The 19,651-nt window shown below is 44.8% G+C and carries 17 protein-coding genes; all 17 read left to right on the top strand.

Translation table 11 applies throughout. The annotated features are described in order from the left end of the window. On the top strand, positions 1-459 hold the full coding sequence (locus H9Q77_RS14410) for an RNA polymerase sigma factor (RefSeq protein ID WP_118547559.1): 459 nt from the start codon (positions 1-3) through the stop codon (positions 457-459). Between the two features lie 60 nt (positions 460-519). Continuing rightward, the gene (locus H9Q77_RS14405; RefSeq protein ID WP_118547560.1) at positions 520-2,187 is read left to right on the top strand and encodes an SMP-30/gluconolactonase/LRE family protein; all 1,668 of its coding nucleotides are present in this window, start codon (positions 520-522) and stop codon (positions 2,185-2,187) included. Positions 2,188-2,432: 245 nt separating this feature from the next. Further along, positions 2,433-2,804 (top strand): hypothetical protein, encoded by a 372-nt coding sequence (locus tag H9Q77_RS14400; protein WP_118547561.1) that lies wholly within the window; start codon positions 2,433-2,435, stop codon positions 2,802-2,804. A 12-nt stretch (positions 2,805-2,816) separates the two neighbouring features. Next, positions 2,817-3,287: a hypothetical protein gene (locus H9Q77_RS14395; RefSeq protein ID WP_249325994.1), complete on the top strand. Its 471-nt coding sequence runs from the start codon at positions 2,817-2,819 to the stop codon at positions 3,285-3,287. 119 nt (positions 3,288-3,406) lie between these two features. Then, complete coding sequence (locus H9Q77_RS14390; RefSeq protein ID WP_249325993.1) at positions 3,407-5,752, top strand: M56 family metallopeptidase; 2,346 nt, start codon at positions 3,407-3,409, stop codon at positions 5,750-5,752. Between the two features lie 36 nt (positions 5,753-5,788). After that, entirely contained in the window at positions 5,789-6,544 is a 756-nt protein-coding gene (locus tag H9Q77_RS14385; protein ID WP_249325992.1) for a hypothetical protein, read from the top strand. 113 nt (positions 6,545-6,657) lie between these two features. Next, the gene (locus H9Q77_RS14380; protein ID WP_172594684.1) at positions 6,658-7,077 is read left to right on the top strand and encodes a DUF2500 family protein; all 420 of its coding nucleotides are present in this window, start codon (positions 6,658-6,660) and stop codon (positions 7,075-7,077) included. A gap of 27 nt (positions 7,078-7,104) precedes the next feature. Then, the gene (locus H9Q77_RS14375) at positions 7,105-10,284 is read left to right on the top strand and encodes a M56 family metallopeptidase (RefSeq protein WP_249325991.1); all 3,180 of its coding nucleotides are present in this window, start codon (positions 7,105-7,107) and stop codon (positions 10,282-10,284) included. 283 nt (positions 10,285-10,567) lie between these two features. Continuing rightward, on the top strand, positions 10,568-11,428 hold the full coding sequence (locus H9Q77_RS14370) for a hypothetical protein (protein WP_118547566.1): 861 nt from the start codon (positions 10,568-10,570) through the stop codon (positions 11,426-11,428). 125 nt (positions 11,429-11,553) lie between these two features. Continuing rightward, positions 11,554-12,504 (top strand): hypothetical protein, encoded by a 951-nt coding sequence (locus tag H9Q77_RS14365; protein WP_118548118.1) that lies wholly within the window; start codon positions 11,554-11,556, stop codon positions 12,502-12,504. Beyond that, positions 12,498-13,244 carry a hypothetical protein gene (locus H9Q77_RS14360; protein ID WP_118548116.1) on the top strand — a complete coding sequence of 249 codons (747 nt, stop codon included), beginning with the start codon at positions 12,498-12,500 and terminating at the stop codon, positions 13,242-13,244. Before H9Q77_RS14365 ends, H9Q77_RS14360 begins: the two co-directional genes overlap by 7 nt. A gap of 125 nt (positions 13,245-13,369) precedes the next feature. After that, complete coding sequence (locus H9Q77_RS14355) at positions 13,370-14,098, top strand: hypothetical protein (protein WP_118548114.1); 729 nt, start codon at positions 13,370-13,372, stop codon at positions 14,096-14,098. 90 nt (positions 14,099-14,188) lie between these two features. Next, entirely contained in the window at positions 14,189-16,003 is a 1,815-nt protein-coding gene (locus tag H9Q77_RS14350; RefSeq protein ID WP_249325990.1) for an ABC transporter substrate-binding protein, read from the top strand. Positions 16,004-16,163: 160 nt separating this feature from the next. After that, positions 16,164-16,886, top strand: a complete 723-nt coding sequence (locus H9Q77_RS14345) for a hypothetical protein (RefSeq protein WP_118548108.1) — start codon at positions 16,164-16,166, stop codon at positions 16,884-16,886. Positions 16,887-17,090: 204 nt separating this feature from the next. Then, positions 17,091-17,408: a helix-turn-helix domain-containing protein gene (locus tag H9Q77_RS14340; RefSeq protein WP_022154457.1), complete on the top strand. Its 318-nt coding sequence runs from the start codon at positions 17,091-17,093 to the stop codon at positions 17,406-17,408. Between the two features lie 3 nt (positions 17,409-17,411). After that, positions 17,412-18,662, top strand: a complete 1,251-nt coding sequence (locus H9Q77_RS14335) for a type II toxin-antitoxin system HipA family toxin (RefSeq protein ID WP_249325989.1) — start codon at positions 17,412-17,414, stop codon at positions 18,660-18,662. Positions 18,663-18,776: 114 nt separating this feature from the next. Beyond that, positions 18,777-19,547 carry a hypothetical protein gene (locus H9Q77_RS14330; RefSeq protein WP_118548106.1) on the top strand — a complete coding sequence of 257 codons (771 nt, stop codon included), beginning with the start codon at positions 18,777-18,779 and terminating at the stop codon, positions 19,545-19,547. The last annotated feature ends 104 nt before the right edge of the window (positions 19,548-19,651 follow it).

Here is a 19,651-nt window from a genome sequence, read left to right as displayed (position 1 = left end):
ATGACAAAAGAGGAATTTGCGCGGGAAGTGCGAGGCTATACCCTGCATATGTACCGACTGGCATATTCTATTCTGAATAACAGTACAGATGCGGAGGACGCTGTCAGTGAAGCGGTACTGCATGCCTATGAAAAGTTAAGGACACTGCGGGATCCGGACAGCTTTAAAAACTGGATCTTACAGATCACGGCAAATGAAGCGAAAAAGATTTATCGGCAAAATAAGCGGACCGGTGCGGTGGCATGGGAAGAGAATCTGTCCCCGGCATTTTATGATGAACATCATGAACTGTGGGATGCTGTCATGCAGCTGGATGGTGGATACCGGGATGTGATCGTACTGTTTTACTATGAACAGTGCACGATCCCGGAGATCAGCAGGATACTGGAATGCAGGCAGGGAACCGTAAAATCGAGACTGTATCGGGCGAAGGAGCAGTTAAGGGAGAGACTTATGTGACCGTGCGTACTTGGCACAAATTTGTTATACGCAAATGAGTGTGCAGAAATGAGGTTTTATATGAGAAATGATTTTATAGACAGAAAAATAAGAAAAATGGCGGAGGCGGAACGGATGGCAGTGCCGGAGTCTCTGGATGCGAAAGTGGAAAATATTTTGGACGGACTGGAAACAGAGAAGAAGGACAGCAAAAACACGGATGGAAAGAGAGTGAATCAAACGGTACGCCATTATGGCTTTAGACGAATCGTGATCCCGGCAGCAGCCTGTCTGCTTCTGGCCTCCGTTACCGTGACGGCATCGGGATTGTACCGGGCGCGGATGGAGAGCATGAATCATGAAAAACTGGAAACATATTTTTCCGGGTTGCAGGAGGCAGATGTTGCAGCGGATAGCTACAGCAGACCGCTTACGGACGGCGAAAAAAACAGGCTGGAAGAACTGAGGCAGGCCTATCTGGAGGAAGGATATTTCCCCCAAAAGGAACTTGCCATGCTTGATAGTCCTGAAAAATACAAAAAGGGCGTGGCTTTCTATGCAGCGCGGAGTACATTTTTCCTGCCGGAAGAGGAAATGACGGAGGAGGAACTGTTGGAGCTGATCGATTTCCGTGAGAAGAGAGATTATAGTCTGGCGAAAATCACAGAAGAGATCGAGGCGGGCGACTATGAATATGTGAAGACGGAAGATAGTGCATTACCGGGTGATATGTCACAGGAGAGCGGATCGCAACAGACACAGGGCGCAGGAGAGGCAAGTGTAGTCCCGGGGACAGACACTGCAGCACAGGAATGGCAGATTGCCTATGCGGGAGAACTCAGTATCCGGTGTGCTGTGGCGGCAGAACAGGGGCTGTATGTCGGTGGGTTCACCATGGAAGGGAAAGCACGGGTGGAATATCTGACTTACGGCAGCGGGACCCCGGAAAAGTTTTATGATGATTTCGATGAGGACGGCGAGGTGTATAGCCTGTGCATCGCACCGGACGGAAGTGTCTATGCGGCATTACGCGGACTGGCATCTCCGGGAGCGGAGCACGGCTGGCTGCCTGTAATCTATCATATCAGCCCAGAGGGAACGCTTCTGAACAGTTTTACCGTAGGAGAGCGGGAATGGAATATCGTTGATAGTATGGCGATAGATGCCCAGGGCAGATTATATGTGCGGATGCGGATGCAGGAGGACGGCAGTTATGTGCGGATCTATTCTGCGGAAGGAGAACTGATCGGAAACGTGGCGGATGACAACAGCTATGCCGTACAAGGTGCCGGAGCATTAGGACAGGGCAAGGACGGCAAAGTCTATGCGGCTGCACAGGCAGTGGGCGATACGACAGCAGGGAATATAGCTATGACATTAGTGTCAGTAGATCCGGAAAGCCTCAGGTTTGTTCCGGTGGCTGGAGGTGAGAATGTTATTTGCAGTGCTGATACGATCTACCCGTGGAAAATGGTGGCAGCAGGTGTGAGTGAGACGGCAGATTTTATCCTATGGGGATACAACGGCGTGGACACCTATCGTCTGGGTGAGACGGAATTCACCAGAGTGCAGGAGAATTGGGAGATGCCCTGCGGTACGGAAGGTACCTGTGCGGTCCTCGTACCGGACGGTCGCATTCTCTATATCGGCGCATCCGACGGCTTCCAGGGAACGACGGCGGACGGCGTGGAGATCAGCGGAAAAGATCCTGTGAAGACAGTGCTCTATTATGAGCCACTTGTAAAATAGAGTGACAATAAACTGGCGACACCGGGAAGCCGATGCCGCCAGTTTTATAGTTCCAGACTGTTAAGTTTCCATCTGCTCAATTGTGCATTTACAGTGGTTATGTTATAAAAAGACCAGAAATAACAGAAAGCGGTCGCTTGGGTGAAAAAGTAGTAGATTCAGGGGTGAAATTTTGTTATGCTGTTTGTAACAAACGGAGTATAAAAGTCGTCAATATAGATAGAAGGGAAACAAAGGAGGGGCTTATGAAGAAGATTAACGTAAAAGCAACCATTTTTCTCAGTGCAATCGTATTGGTGGTAGTGGTACTTCTGCTGAATCTCATCGAATTCCGCAAAACGGTGGATTTCACGGTGCCGGGGATTCAGATGCCGAAGGAGAACGCCTACGGGAAGCAGAAAGAGGTACAGGTGAGCGTCAACGGAACCTATTATTATCGGGTACTGCCCTGGATCCACGGCAGCTCTTTCCACGGGCAGATATCTTTTGCCGGAGAGGGAGAGGAACCGCAGAATTATTTCTTTACCTATGGAGCAAGCAGAGGATTTCTGAAGGAGGGAAGAGGGGCTGGCTGGATCGGAACCCCGGATGCTCAGACTACCGTAGCGATTTATTAGGCGGTACAGAATGTGGAAAAAGGGATGATATCCGTAGAGAATCTCGCCAGCTATGTTTTATATCCGGCGGCAACACCGGAAGAAGCCTATGCCATAGCGGATATATGGTATCCGGGAATGCTGGAGAATGAAGCAAAGACAGCATTCTGCGCGGCTTTTTTGCCAGAGGAGTGCCCGCAGAAGATCGGTTGCAGCTTCTGTGCGGAGGATTACGATTATGTGGAAGATGTCGATACCGTAGAGCAGCTGTGGCAGGAATTTATACAACTTTCCGGAAAAGTGACGTCAGATCCGATCCCGCCGGAAGAGATGGTGGAAGGTGTGGGATATTTTCAGTTTGTCTATGCAGACGGTGAGACAAGGACCTTTCGCTACGCGTCGGAAGAACAGGGATTATGGATAGGTGAGGACGAACGCTGCCTGGTGGACGGCCAGGCTTTCTATGACTGGCAGGAGCGTCTGATGGAAGCGGTGCAGAAGTAAGTTTTGTTTGCAACAGATTTCTTACTTGACAGATGGGTCGGTAGAATGTAGACTATAATTACAAAGAGTCTATGAAACATCGACTATGCCTTGCCGGGGGGGCAGGACAGGAGGGGCTTATGGGTGAGAATATCTACAGAATATTTGACGGTGTATGGAACTTAAGTCTGGTGGGAGGATACTGTGTGTTGCTGGTGATCCTCGCCAGACTTTTGTTGCAAAAAGCACCAAAATGGTGCTCCTATCTGTTATGGGGAATCGTGTTTGTGCGGTTGTGCTGTCCGATACTACCGGAGACAGGAATCAGTCTGATTCCGGACAAATTGCTGTCTGTGGGGACAGAGATGACGTCCGGGCAGCAGACAGTCGGTCCGGGCAGTCATGGTTATGCAGAGGCCAACGATACGAAGGATATCGGAGATGTCCTGCGGCGGGAGTACGATGCAGAGGAAGTACCGGACAGCCAGACGGCAGAAAAAACGATGGCTAGTGGAAATGACAATACTGTCATGAATGCTGACGACACGCAGGACTTTTCCCTGGGAACTGCGAGAACAGAAAGTGGAGCTACGGTTGCAGGGGGGGCAACCAGTGGAACAGATGCAGTGATTTCGGAAACATCTGCCGGAATGGGTACTGACGCCCGCGCATGGACATACCCGGTGTGGTTCCGTGTATTATCCATGGTATGGTTGGCAGGAATGCTTGGCTTCCTGGGATATCATGCTTATTCTTACCTGCGTATGCGTAACCGGATTCACCGATCTGACAGCGGTGTCAGACAGGTAGAGCCCGGGATCTGCGAGATCGACGGTGGGCATCTGTCCTTCGTCATGGGACTGGTGCATCCGGTGATCTATCTCTCTTCGGGCTTAGATCCCGAGAGCAGAAAAGTTGTTCTGTGCCATGAGCGGGTGCACTTACAGCGAAGAGATTATCTGTGGAAACCGCTAGCGTTAGTAATCTGCTGTGTCCACTGGTTCAATCCGCTGGTGTGGCTGGCATTTTATCTGATGAATATGGACTGCGAGATGTCCTGTGATGAAAAAGTGGTGAAGCTCCTCGGGGAGGAGAGCAAGAAAATCTATTCCTATACCCTGCTGGAAGAGGCTTCCGGCGGGGAATGGAAACGCTATCGGGGCGGTTCTATCTGCGCACTGCTTTCTTTTGGAGAAGATCATGTGAAGAATCGTATCCGGCACGTGCTGGACTACCGCAAGCCGCCATTCTGGGTCATGATCGGCGCGGCAGCAGTGATCGTGGTACTGGTGGTGTGCCTGTGTAGCAATCCCGGCGGAAGTGGGAACGGGGCAGGTACGGTGGATCGTGCAGATACAGACAACAGCGCAGGGGTAGCAATGGATGTAGACAGCAATGCGGAGACGAGTGGAAATATTGCGCAGTTTCCGGACAGCATCACAACACCGGAAGATTTTGCAAAGGTAACGATTCATAGCAGAGAAGATTTTGCCGCTGTTTTTGATGTGGAAGCAATCGAAGAAAAGCATTCCTTTGCAGCGGATCAAGTGGCTTATGACCTGCTGGTTCGTGAAAACAATACGAATGCTGCGTATGCGATATTCAAAGCATTGATGGAAGAATCTGCATCCGAGACTTATAGAAAATATACAGATCCGGTAACGGCAGCGGTGTCACTGCTGCATCTGGGTGATGGAAGCGGAGCCGTGACCGAGACGCTGTATCCGGCAGGACGGCAATATCCTTATTATCGGGAGGACTCTGACCGGCCGGGAGAAGGCTCTGTGGTGAATGTACATTATATTTTTGTGGATGGGTCTGCCGTAGATATTCCCATGGTCATGGCGGAGGAGATGACGCAGCTGTGGCTTTTGTCCTTTGGAGATCCGGGCAGTGCGGAGGATTTGGAATATGGTCCGCTCACCGGCGATATTTGTACCAGAAGCGTCTATGGGGAGTACGAACTTCGACAACCGGACCGAGCGGTCTATTGGGGCTGGATGGACTGGTATCCTGTGGATGCCGGCAGTTATTCGGCCTATTACCCACATGTACAGATTTCAAATTACGGGATCTATACTATGAGTGAATCAGGGGGAACTTCCGGCAGTGTGTTTCGCTGCATTCATGCGGAACGCATCATGGCAGCGGGCTGGTATGACGTTACCTGTGAGCGGAGCGCATATGACACATCAGAAGCCTATACACAGCTGCAAAAAGATCTGCCGGATGTGACGGAATGGAGCGGTGGCAAGGTCTATTATCTGACAGATCCCGATGAGGCGCATCTTATGACGGATGAGTGGATGCCGAGGGTACTTCGGGAGTTTGACATGAGTACCCATACTGTCACCGATACGGTTCTGCCAGTGGATTTGCAGCTCAACAGCGACACGACGCTTCATGTTCATGACGGATATTATGACATTTACAATAGTAATCCATCCATAAGTATGCGGTTTGCGCTTAGCGGGGCGGATAGCTAGCACATCGAAAGAGCAGACATTCAGGCCTATCCGGGTGTGGTATTTGATGTATCGGAGCGGACAGAAACTGAGACATTGGCGCAGTTAGATCTGGATGGCGATGGTGTGCCGGAGAAGATTTCTCTGCATCCTGCGGAGCAGGTAACGGGATATTCTTTCGAGGAATATATGATTTGTGTAAATTTGGGACTGGGTCAGATGAATTGCTATGACCTGCAGGATGCAGTGTTGGAGATAGACGGACAGACGGCTGAGATTCCGGACAGCACGGGAAATATGAGCAATTCAATCTTCGCTTTCAGCCCGGATGGGGAACAGCTCCTGATCGCATTGTATGATGACGGCGAAAGCGCAGATCCATTGACCCGAATCTACCACTATGAAGACGGAAAACTGGTGGAAACAGACCGGCTCGCACAGGATCTGCGAAAGGCATGGATACAGGATGGACAGATGGTTATCACTGAACCCTATTTTGCGGTGCAGAATGATTACATCCAGAAAATCTATCAGGTAACATCGAACGGAAGACTTCGGGAAGTGCCACAGGAGGAATATGTATTAAGTGCCTGGGAGGAAGTGGAATTGCGGCAGGATATAACGCTCTACCGTACACCGGACGGGGATGAGACCTTTGTGCTGCCCAAAGGAAGCAAGGTACGCATGACAAAGCTGGATGCAACACAGGACTGGATCTGCATCGAGATTACGGATGGTGTGAAGGGATGGTTTCGGTTACAGGATGGTAAGGATTACAGTGATTATTTCAGCGGTTTATATTTTGCAGGGTAAAGTGTGAAAAAACAGTCACCGGAGTTTTTCCGGTGGCTGTTGGAAGTATACAAGGATATCATAAAGGATACTGTGAAATGAGATAAATAATGAAAAATGGGGAGGTTGTGCTTATGATGCAGCAGTTAAGTTTCAGTCCGGTGGAAAACATATTGACAGTCCTGTTCGCAGCGGCAATTCTGGGATATCTTCTGTACCTTCTGGTGCGGAGCTTACGGAACAGGCAACGGGGATATCATACGGTGAACCGTGCAAAAGTCTATAGCAAGGCACAGGCTACTGCGGTGAACCAACCGGTATATCTGGCAAACGGCACAGTAAATTCCGGAGTAACTGAGGCGGAAAACGTCAAGACTGTCATTTTTGAAAATCTGGAAAAAGAGGGCGAACAGATCACCTTGGAAGTTTCCGACAGAATCTACAGCGAATTGCAGGAAGGCGATTGTGGAAGTCTCAGCTGCCGGGACGGAAAATTAGTGAGCTTCGGGGCGTTACAGAACAGGGACGACAGAGAGCGGAGCTTCCGCGGATAGGGAAGCAGAGAACATAGGAGGGACTTTATGGTGGAAGGCATCTATCGTTTGTTTGACAGTATATGGCGTCTCAGTCTGGTGGGAAGCTATTGTATTTTGTTGGTGATACTGGCCAGATTTTTACTGAAAAAAGCCCCGAAATGGTGTTCCTATCTGCTGTGGGGAATCGTATTTGTGCGGTTATGTTGTCCGGTGCTGCCGGGGACCAGGATCAGTCTGATCCCGGAGCGTCTGTTGACCGTAGGGACGGCGACAACCTCTGCACAGTTGACTGCCGGGAACAGTGCCGGATCAGTTGACAATGAGGGAGTTTATAATGGCAGCCTCATTGGAGACAATACTGTGGATGCAGTGCTGTCCGGGGCGGATAACACGGAAAATCTGAATGGCGGGACTTTAGGAGCAGCCGGAAATGGGGAAGGTTCTGCACCTGTGCCGGGACAGGATGGAAACGTAGAAGGCATGAATGAAATTGGAGATGACGGTGTCGGCGGAATTCAGGCACCGGGTAATGTTACGAATGCCTTGGATGATGGTTACCCGGTGGATAACCGGGATAATGCGGACGATTCTTTGCAAACTTTCCGTGTCCTGTCGATTGCATGGTTACTTGGAATGGCAGGATTTATGGGGTATCATGCCTTTTCCTACCTGCGTATGCGGAACCGGATTCACCGAACTGACAGCGGTGTCAGACAGGTAGAACCGGGGATCTGCGAGATTGACGGAGGACACCTGTCCTTCGTCATGGGGCTGATCCATCCGGTGATCTATCTCTCTTCGGGGCTGGATCCGGAGAGCAGAAAAGTCGTGTTGTGCCACGAGAGAGTGCATCTGCAGCGCAGGGATTACCTTTTCAAACCGGCAGCGCTGCTGATCTGCTGTGTGCATTGGTTTAACCCGTTGGTGTGGCTGGCATTTTATCTGATGAATATGGACTGTGAGATGTCCTGCGATGAAAAAGTTGTGAAGCTTCTCGGCGAGGAGAGCAAGAAGATCTATTCCTATACATTGCTGGAAGAAGCTTCCGGCGGAGAGTGGAAGCGTTATCGGGGCGGTTCCATCTGCGCACTGCTTTCTTTTGGCGAAGACCATGTGAAGAATCGTATTCGTCATGTACTGGATTATCGCAAGCCGCCGTTCTGGGTCATGATCGGCGCGGCAGCAGTGATCGTGGTACTGGTGGTGTGCCTGTGCAGCAACCCCGGAGGAAATGGGAACGGGGCAGATACAGCAAATGTGTCTGACGTTTCCGATGCGACAGAAGAAGTGACGACCGGAGAATTCACAGAGGACGGTTCAGACGATGAAGGCAGGAAAACCGAATGGCTGGCGGCATTGGAACAGGGGATTCATAGCAGAGAAGAATTCAGTGCGTTGTTTGATGTGGATACCTTGGAGGATACCCGGTCTTTTGCCGGACAGGACGGCATTCAATATCTGGAATACAACGGCGTTGCGGCGAGAAAACTGCACAGACAGATCCTGGATGGGGATACCGCAGCCCACGAGACTTATAAGGATCCGGTAAAAGCGGCGGAAGCACTGCTGCATCTGGAGGGTGGCAGCGGAGAAATGACGGAACTGCTCTATGAAGCGGAAAGGCAGTATTTATTTTTCCAAAAAGATTCCACAAGACCCGGCGAAGGCTCTGTGGCAAACGTACATTATATTTTCGCTGACGGATCCGATATTGATATTCCCATGGTATTCGCCGAGGAGAGCAGTCAGATCTGGATGCTGTCACTGGGAGATATCGACAGTAAAGGACGGCATTCTTACGGTCCGTTGGATGGAGAGAATCAGGCAAGAATCGTCTATGCGGAATATGGACCGCAGGATGTGGAAGAGGATCCTTTGGCGGGAGCCCATCCCGGGGATTATACGCAGGTACCTCAGGGATCTTTTAGAGATCAATATGCTACTTATCAGGTGTCCAGTTACGGCATCTATGTGGCAACCGGGAGTGATGCCGGACTGGATTGTGTCGTACCGGGGTATATTGCGCCGGGATATGCAGCATCCCACTGGTCATGCGTATATCAGGATCGGAGACTCTTCAATACTTCGGATCAGTGTGACTATTTAGATTGTTACCGGGATGAGATAGAGAGCGTGCGCTTGTACTACCTGGCATCCTCTGACTATCAGGATGGCGACTTGGACATCTGGATCGACACGATCCGGGAATATGATACTTCGGGACAGACCGGAGAAAACGGGGTCACGGACTGGAAGCTGCCGTCGGAGGCGCAGGATTTCGACAAGGCTTCGTTTCGTGCAGAGGACGGTTACTGGATCTTCGAAAATAGTGATGGCAGCGAACAGCTGAAGCTGCCGATCCTGTCTGTAAGGCCGGTATGGAACGGGAAAACAGCAGCGGAACTGACCGCAGAGGAGACAGATGCCTATGCAGCCGCACAGAGGCAGGAAATCCTGGCAAAAGTAGGAGTTGTCTATGATGTGTCCGAGCGTGCGGCACAGGAGACCTATGCGCTGCTTGATTTGGACGGAGACGGAACCGCAGACCGGATCACGCTTCGTTCCAGGATGGCGCAGGCACTGAATACGCCGGATCATTCTCCGCTGGATCAGTATGTTTTTACGGTCAACACGACGAGTGGCGAGATGCGGACGGCACAGAATCTGGGGAACAGCATCTATGCCTTCAGCCCGGACGGCAGACAGATATTGTTAGCCCTTACCAGAAAAGATGAGCAGGGGCAGTACGAGAGCTTTCTGTTCCGGTACCGGAACGGCGAATTACAGGAAGTGGGAAGCTTCGCACAGGATATTCGTAAAATCTGGGTGCAAAACGGACAGATCACTACCGGCCGGAACAGTGATGATATCATATTTGCAGAACCCAATATGACCGGTGCAAACACAATTCTAGATTCCAGAAATTCAGATGGAACACCATCAGGGGCATATGTAGAAACATTGCAGGAGAAAATTTCGGCAGATATGGTTGCCGGGAAATTACCATTTGTAGTTACCTCCGTCATTAGGGAAAATCCACTGAGATTGGAGGTGGAACTGACCGAGATGACAGACGAGAATATAAAGATCATTCGATCCTATGAAACAAATGGCAGTGCCATAACATTTGCACAAAGCAGTGGCAATGTACAAGAGCTGCAGCATAATAATGATTCGCAAAGTCAAATAGCACCCCAGATTTCAAAAGAAGATGAAAACGATTGATTAACAGAAAGAGTTGACAGAGAAGAATAATGATGTTCAGGCGGTAATTATCAGCGGAAATCGAATAGATCATCGTTGAATTACCGCCTCAAATTTTATGCAAAGGTATCTGGACGGTAAATAGAAATAAGCTACATCGGAATTGTTTATTTTAATATGAAATTATTGGAAACAGTTAATGAAAGTGCAACAAAAATATGATATTTTAAATTCGTAATATAAAAAGAGTTACGGATTTAAAGTAAGAAATGCGTGAAAATTTTAAGCAGTAAGGGAGATTATCATGAAAAAACAATACAGATTAGCAACATTTGCACTGTCCGCCTGCCTGTTAATGGCATGTGGCGCCCGGGAGACCAATGCACCGGAGAACAACGAAGCGGAGAAACAAACCGAAAATATTTCCAATATAGACACTAAAATAGATGAGGCAGAGACCTCCGGAGCTCTCACAGAGTCCGAATCCCGGGAAACACCCATTGCACCGAAAGAGATCCTCATAGATTTCACTGGAATCTCGGAATTTCACCCGGAAGGAACTGCGGCGCAGCCCTATTCCCTGGAAATCCTTTCCGAGACGTATAACAATATTACTTTTGCAGACGAATGGTACAATGCATCGGAAGACATTTCCCTTCCCATGATCGGAGAAAACTGGGACTGCTTCTATGATGAAAATTATACCTATCAGTGGGAGTATACCTATCAGTGGGAGGATGGAAAACTCAGCATTTTCGATGGTGAGAACTGCCTGTATGTACTGGAATATCCGACAGACAAATGGTACGTCAACGGTAATAATGCCTGCCTTGAGAACGGAATTTTTTACGGGGCTTCAGTAATGAACGGTTATGCGCAGCCGGACAGCTGCTTTATGTTTGCCTATGATCTGGAAAATGAGAAACTGCTGTGGCGAAGTGCAGACCAGACTTATAACAGCATGAATTTTCTCGTGAAAGGGGACGTGATCTTCTGCGGCTATGGCTTTACCGCAGAGGATGATTACCTCTACCAGTTGGATAAAAATACCGGAGAAGTGATTGACCGCCTGCCTCTGAAAAAAATGCCGGATCTCATGGCAGAGAAGGACGGCCGGTTGTATGTGCATACCTATAGTTATGATTATGTGATCCAGGTATTTTAAATTGAAAATATCAAAATAATTGATATCGGTCGACTATCTTATCATTAAATATTGCATGTGCAATAAAAATATGATATTTTAAAAATGTAACATAAAAAGAGTTACATTTTTAAAATGGTGACTATATGAAGAATTTTTTGGAAAAAACATTGCGTCAAAATGTGATGATAGAAGAAACTGAATATTTGAATGAGAAGCTGCCTCTAGCCTTTCGTGGAAGATACACTTTTTATAAGGTTGAAACAAACGGTTCACCCTGGATAGCAATTCAACCCAAGGCAGATGTTGGCCTGGCAGTGCTTAGAAAGGACTGGATTAAAATTGAAAAGGCAGCAGGTCTTAATTGTGCCATTTTTTTTGATTCTACATCATTTTATATTAAAGAAAAATTATTGGAAGAGGGAATTCCCTTTGTACTGAAAGATAAGCAGGTGTACTTGCCTTTTATCGGATATTTGCTGTCCAATGAGGATGAAAGGAAAATTTCTCCGGTTCATTTGATTTCATTTTTAACACAAAAAGTTATATTGGTTGCAATATATGAAAAATGGGAAAATGTTACTGCATCAAAAGCTGCAATAAGATTAGGCGTTACGAAAATGTCTGCAAACAGGTGCTTTGATGAAATTGAGTATCTGAATGTGGATATTTTGGGTATGAAGGGTAAATCCAGGGTGATAACTGTTCCAGCGGATATTCAGAAACTGTGGAATGATGTACGGGTCATATTGAGAAACCCTGTGATTGCAAGGTATGAACTAAAAGAGGATATTCAATTGGGAAAAAAGGCAGGAATCACTGCACTATGTGAGTACTCATTACTTTCGGATAATGAATATCCGACTTATGCAATTACCAAAAAAGAAATAACAGAATCCGGAATTAGAAAAATGAAGCAGGTACATTCCGGGGAAGAAATAGGATGCGTTGTTCTGGAACTCGGATACTTTATTGATTTTAAGAATAAGAAACTGGAAGATCCATTGAGTGTGACATTGTCGCTTACAGAGAGCGAGAAACAGGATGAAAGAATTGGTATTTCTATAAAGAGGATGCTGGAGGAATACGTATGGTAAAAGGACTGGATACTTTTAGAAGATACTTTCAGGGATATGAGAACCAATATGTACTTATAGGCGGTGCAGCCTGTGACATTGTATTTGAAAACAGCGAGACAGCGTTTAGAGCAACAAGAGATCTTGACATTGTTTTGATCGTAGAGGCATTGACTCCTGAGTTTGGAGAAAAATTTTGGAATTTTGTTCAAGATGGAAAGTACAGAAATAAGGCAACCAATGGAGAAAAACCGCAGTTCTATAGATTTGACAAGCCAGAGGATGAATCTTTTCCTAAAATGCTTGAATTATTTTGCAGAAATGATTTTGAATTACGAGAGATGACCGGAATCACCCCCATACACATTGATGATACGGTATCAAGTCTGTCAGCAATTCTGCTTAATGACGATTATTACAAGGTGTTGTTAGAAGGAAAAGTTAATGTAAAAGGTCTTTCCGTTCTCCGACCTGAGTGTTTGATTTTGTTCAAGGCGAAAGCATACCTTGATTTGAGACAGAGGAAAGAAAGCGGTGAAACAGTAGATTCCAATGATATCAAAAAGCATAAAAAAGATATTCTTAGAATTGTAACAGAACTTATGCTGGAGAACACAGCAAATCTTCCTGCAACAGTGAAATCGGAGATAGACACTTTCATAAAATTGTTGGAGCAAGAGCCGTTTGATGAGAATTCCTTGAAAAATTATGGGATTGAGAATCAAGAGGTTGTTGCAGTACTTAGAAGAGTATTTGAATAAAAATAACGGAGAGGTGATCGGCTGCTTGCTTCTGAAAAAAGATGCCGGATTTCATGGCAGAGAAGGATGATTGATTGTGTAAAAGGCTTTTGAAAAATCTTGTGGGAGGAGGATTCAGAAAAAGTATGTACAAAGCAAAGATGAGGTGTGTGGCATTATTAATAATTATGTTAAGCATGGTAAGCTGTGGGCAGAATAGACCGGAACAGAATGATACAGAACAGAATACTTCAGAAGTTACCGAGGAGATGACACCTAATACCATAACGACTACAGCTGTATCAAATGAAGAGACTGAACCGGTTGATTTATTGGAAGATTTCAGTTTGGAAAATTTAAAAGGGAAAACCGATCCGGAAGTAATCAGACAGGAATTATCCGTCCTTCCGTTAAATATAGATGAACTCAAAGATTATCCGGTGTATGTCTTGGATTGGCAGTCAAGGGAATGCAGCGGAGCAGAATTGCTGGACGAATTTTACGAGCAGACATCAGAGAATCAACCGGCGCAATTAGTGATTGTACACTATTTAGTGAGTGAGGAATTGGTTACAGCGAGTCAACTATGGAGTTTAAGTTATATAGAATTTGATGGAACGGATTATTTCATGTTTGAAAACGATTCGGAAGACGGCACCTGGAAAGATGATTACAGAGAGATGTATTTCCATTCCCTGAACATAATTAGAAAGCAGCCGGAACAAAGTGAAATTGAACTAATAATGATAGTATTTACGGATCAGGAAGATGTCTCCGATGAAGAAGCGGAACAGTATGTGCAATTGTTATATGATGGGAAGAGACCGGAGAACGTAGAGGTGCGTCCTTTTCTGAATTTACGGAAGACAAGTTAAGTTATACAGTGGGAAGTTGTGGCAGCAGTGCTTGTTTTTTTACCTGTTGGAAAAAGAATGATATTGCGATGACGTGCGAGGGGATTACGAATGAAAACTTTTAAAACAATAGCATTATTGCTTGTAGGTACAGTATCATCTTTGCTGTTAATGGGATGTGGAGAAATAAACACCGGGACGAAAACATCTGCATGGGAGAAAGAGACTGCTACAATTGTGCTGGAAGAACCTAAAACGGAGATTATACTTGGAGATATAGGGGGAGCGTCGACATTACAGGAAGCAATAGCAGATTTTAATAGTAAAAATGACAGAATAACAATCACAATACATGATTATTACGAAGAAAATACAAGCGACGGAATTAGTCGTTTGTATGATGATATTTTGACAGGAAAAGGACCTGATATCATTAGTTTTTCGACAGATGAGATGGATGTGGAAGTGCTTAGAGAAAAGGGCGCAATAGAGAATCTTATTCCCTATCTGGAGAAAAGTGATGTGATTGGGGAAGAGGACATCGTTGATTCCGCGTATCAGGTTTTGACAGCGGATGGTGGCTTGTATATGTTGCCAACGAATTTTGTGTTATATACATTGATAACAAAAGAAAAATGGTGCAGTAACAAAGAAAATTTTACCTTCGAGGAAGCCTTGCGGGCCGTTCGGGAATGTGAAGAGGATCCTATGATTTCGCGGGATTTATTTTTACAGGAAGGGGCAATCTGCGGAGGATATTCCGGGGAAACGGAAGATAACAGATTGGAACAATATATAAAAATTGCAGAACAATTACCGCAACAGGCGATGTTTCAAACGAATGACCTTTTGATGCGGGAAGGAAAAATTCCATTCAATCTTGAGTGCATAGGTGACATGCAACAATATTTATATAAAAAATCCGTATGGGGTGAGGATGCAGTCTATACAGGATTTCCGGGAGCAGAGGGAAAGGGAAGAATATTTATTTTTGACAACTGTTTCGCCATTAACAGTCAAAGCGCGCACAAAGAAGAAGCATGGAAGTTTGTGGAAAGCTATTTTACGGAGGAAGGACAGAAAACCATTGCTCCCAATTGGAATTTCTCAATATTGCAAGATGTGCTGGATCAACAGCTTAGTGATAGCAGAAAGCAGGAATATTATCAGACATCGGATGGAAAAAGAGAGAAACTTCCTATTCTGACATACGAAATTGGCGGTACCTATGAAAATGTTTATGCGGCACAAGATGAGGATATACAGGATGTAAGGGAGATGATAAATAATACGAAGGTAATGCAGCGCAGTGACCTTCCTTTCATAGGGATTACGCAGGAAGAGGCGTTGTATTATTTTAACGGAGAAAAAAGTATAGAAGAAACAGCAGCGGCTATAAGGAACAAAATTGATGAAATGCCAAATGCAACAAATGCACAGATAGATATGGATGTCGTTATCAATATAGGAGATTTTTCAGTTTCCTTATATGAAGGTGAGCAGGAAATATTGGGGAAGCTGGACAAGATGGGGCTGTTGTATGAAAAGGTTGAGGATTCGGATAACAAAAAATATGATTATTATTATAACGTAGGTGATGGGGAAGCTCAATTTATACAAGTTTATTTTCTTGAAAAAGAATGTGTCAGAATAAGAATCAGCAGTAATGAAACATTTGCACATACCTCGAGAGGCATATATTCCGGAAATACTTATTCTCAAATGGTCGAACAATATGGAGATTCTTATGAAAAACATACTTATATAGGCAAAGAGAGATATACCATTTATCGTTATGCTTTAGGAGAATGTTTCCATGAATTCGGCATACCGGGGGAAGCAACCGGTGAAATCTATAATGTTGATGTTTATGTTTCCGGTCAGATGCCTATCTATGATTATGGAGAAGAGATTGTAGAGGATTAGAAATTTTTTGAAAATATGTAAGGCGATGAGACGGACTATAGGGAATAGTTGAATGCAAACGAAGGTAATGTTGAAGAGCTGGAGATTCCGTATTTTTCATTTACGGAAGAAAATATTGCGAGAGAAGAAAATAGAAGACAATTGGGGGAGAAACAAAAAGATGACCAAAAAGCAGAAAGTAGTATTTGCGGTTGTGGCAGCAGTTGTGGCAGCAGTGCTTGTGTTGGGGACAATTTTGTCTTACGTATGCTATCATTTTATTTATGGGACAAGAATCACTTCCCGGGAGGGAGAAGCATACCACAAATTAGAGGGAAAGGGAGTCTACAGCCCGTTAGCGGTGTTTCCTTCCGCAGATATGGACACCGTTTCACAAGATTTTTATTATCAGACCCGTGATGAAATATTTGCAGCAACCTGCCAGATCTATTTGGAAAATCAATATACCAGGGAACAGTATGAGGCAGAAACAGAACGTCTGCGTAATTTGGAATTTTCTTATCAGGATCAGACGAATATGCTCTATCAGGATGAAGAAAATTATTGCAGCGTTGCGTATGTGGCAATGGCAAATTGGATCGACCGATATGAATATGCCATCACGTTAGACGACAGTAATACCATTATTTATGTTTATCTGCAGAACATGGACGCAAAGGACATACATATGCAGTCTGATTACCTTCCGAAATATTTTCAGGATAATAATGCCGGAAAGCATCAGGATACAGACTCTATGACCTCGGATTACAGAAGTTTCTATGCGTTCCGTATAGGAGATCATTATATAGATTGCATGGACTTGGCGGATCAGATTGAAATCGCCGATACCGAGCCGGAGATTCAGGCAGAGGATGTAGCACCGGAAGTTGAATCTAATTAATTTCTGCAAAACAATGGAGAGCAGCTAACAGATTGCTGTGCGTAATATTTGACAGTATGTTATTCGTTATAGGATAACGGAGTAATAGGCATACTATATAATATCTCTGTCGGATCCGTGACAGAGATATTTTTCAATAGTGTAAATAAAATTTGACAAAGTAGATATAAATGTTTAATAATATTTACATAAGGAGATAGGATTATGCCGAAAAAAACAATAGTGTTGTTGCCTGAAACAGAAAAAATACTTGAGCAAATGGGACTACAGATAAAGTATGCAAGGCTGCGCAGAAAATTGACGTCGGAATTGGTTGCGGAAAGAGCAGGAATCAGCAGAGCTACTTTAGTATCCATAGAAAAAGGCTCACCTTCTGTGGCAATGGGGTGCTATGCGGCTGTGCTTCATGCATTGAATTATATGGATAAGGATTTACTGCTTGTTGCTAAAGATGATGAATTGGGACGGAAATTACAGGATCTTGATTTGCCTGTAAGAAAGCGCGCACCCAGGAGGGGATAGGGAGTGGATAAAGAAAAAAAGATTTTTGTTTTTGCTGATTTTCAGCCTTATCACGAAGAAATTATAGGTACAATCTATGTTTCGCAGACGAGAGGAAAGGAATTTTACTCTTTTGAGTATGATCAGAAATGGCTGGAAAAGGGAAATATGATATTAGATCCCGATTTACAGATGTATAAGGGAAGGCAATATATTCACGATGATAAGAAGATATTCGGAGTATTTGCCGATTCCTGCCCTGATAGATGGGGACAGCGTTTGATGAAACGCAGAGAGGAATTGCGTGCCAAAAATGCAGGTGAAAAACCTAGAAAGCTTTTAGACAGTGATTATCTTCTGGGAGTGTATGATGAAGCAAGAATGGGCGGATTGCGTTTTAAAACGGAGTTGGAAGGTGAATTCTTGTCCAATGACAGGGAATTTGCAACACCACCGTGGACGTCATTAAGAGAACTCGAACAGGCATCGATTGCGTTTGAAAATGATGAAAAGGGGCTGAATGAGAAATGGTTAAAGCAATTACTTGCTCCCGGATCTTCTTTGGGAGGGGCGAGACCCAAAGCCTCTGTGCTGGCGACGGATGGCTCACTTTGGATTGCCAAATTTCCGTCTAAACATGATGATTTTAATTCCGGGGCATGGGAAATGGTAGTACATGAACTGGCTGTTATGTGTGGAATTAATGTTCCGGAGGCAAAAGCTGAAAAATTTTCCAGATTGGGAACGACATTTCTTGTAAAGCGATTTGACAGAATAGAAAGCCGAAGAATTCACTTTTCTTCAGCAATGACTATGCTTGGTAAAAAGGATGGTGCAAACGCAGCGGACGGAAGTAGTTATCTTGAAATAGTTTCTTTTCTGAAAGCAAACGGAGCAACACCTAAAAAAGATATACAGGAATTGTGGAAGCGTATTGTGTTTAGCATGGCAGTGTCCAATACAGACGATCATTTCAGAAATCATGGATTTATTCTGGAGGAGAAAGGGTGGGTACTTTCTCCGATGTATGATGTGAATCCGGATATTTATGGAGAATTTTTATCACTGAATGTGGACGAAGATAATTCTGTGATAGATTTTGATTTGGCGATAGAGGCAGCGCCTTACTATGAGATATCAACAGAACAGGCGAAGAAAAATGTCACCGCTATTAGGAAAACGGTAGCAGATAATTGGCGGTCACTTGCCGGAAAATATGGAATCAGCCGTGGGGAAATCGAAAGAATGTGTCCGGCATTTCAGGGGAATGTATAGATATGTAAAAAACTATGAGCTGATTGAGTGTTTAAGCGATAGAGCATGTTGAAGTAAAAACGTTAGAAAAGCGGTTAACAAAAGGGGAAAAGATCATTATCGGAGAATCGTGTAATGAATAAAAGAAGAATCGTAAAAGAAATAATGGATCCGTATATGGATAAAAATGGTTTTATATTAGCGAAGTATGAGCGTGGAGATTGGTATTATCGAAAAGAAATAGAGGGAGCAGTATTAGAAATATGCATTTCTGATGCAAACGGAAGACTTCACATGCACATAGGGATTTTTGGAAAAGGTTATGATGTGCAGGCAGAGCAGTTTATGGATACTTTGACTGTCCCGAGGACAAGCGTATGGGACTGGGATTATTGCCGGAAGGAAACGGAAGAAAAGAAGGAGAAAGCATATAAAGACACATTATATGATTTCCGGGATATATTGGAATTAAACGGAAATGAAATCTTTGAAAAAATCGTTACAGATTATAAAAACAGGATTCCCAACAGAAAACATTATTTACTGATGATGGAGCATTATGATGAATTGGAACAAAAATACAGTAAAGAATTGCATCCGGAAAAATGTAACATTGTGGAATTATGGGAGAAAATTGCTGCTGGGGTGGAGGAAGCCCGTAAGCATCCTTTAGAAGAAATAGAGGAGAGACTGGTAGGATACGTGGCAGTGATGGAGACGGAAATCATAAAGAGATATGGCGGAGAAAGGGGAAATAATCCGGATGCGGAATCCTGTTTTATATGTAATGTGGGGAAATCGCGAGATACAATTAATTTCATGGGACGCTTTTTCCTGCTGTGGAAAAACGAAGATGTTAGAGATTGGGAAAAGAGAGAAATAGAAGATTTGTATAATGAACATTAATGAGTGGGAAGCTTAGTCTTCCCACATTTTTTAACCTAAAATACGAATGCAATCGGAAATATCATCAGGTTTTGACTTTAAGGTATTGGAAGAAGTGGCAAATA

Source organism: Simiaoa sunii (assembly GCF_014337175.1).
Taxonomy (GTDB): Bacteria; Bacillota; Clostridia; order Lachnospirales; family Lachnospiraceae; genus Acetatifactor; species Acetatifactor intestinalis.
The sequence above is the reverse complement of the archived record's forward strand: the minus strand, read 5'-3'. Positions and strand labels throughout refer to the sequence as shown.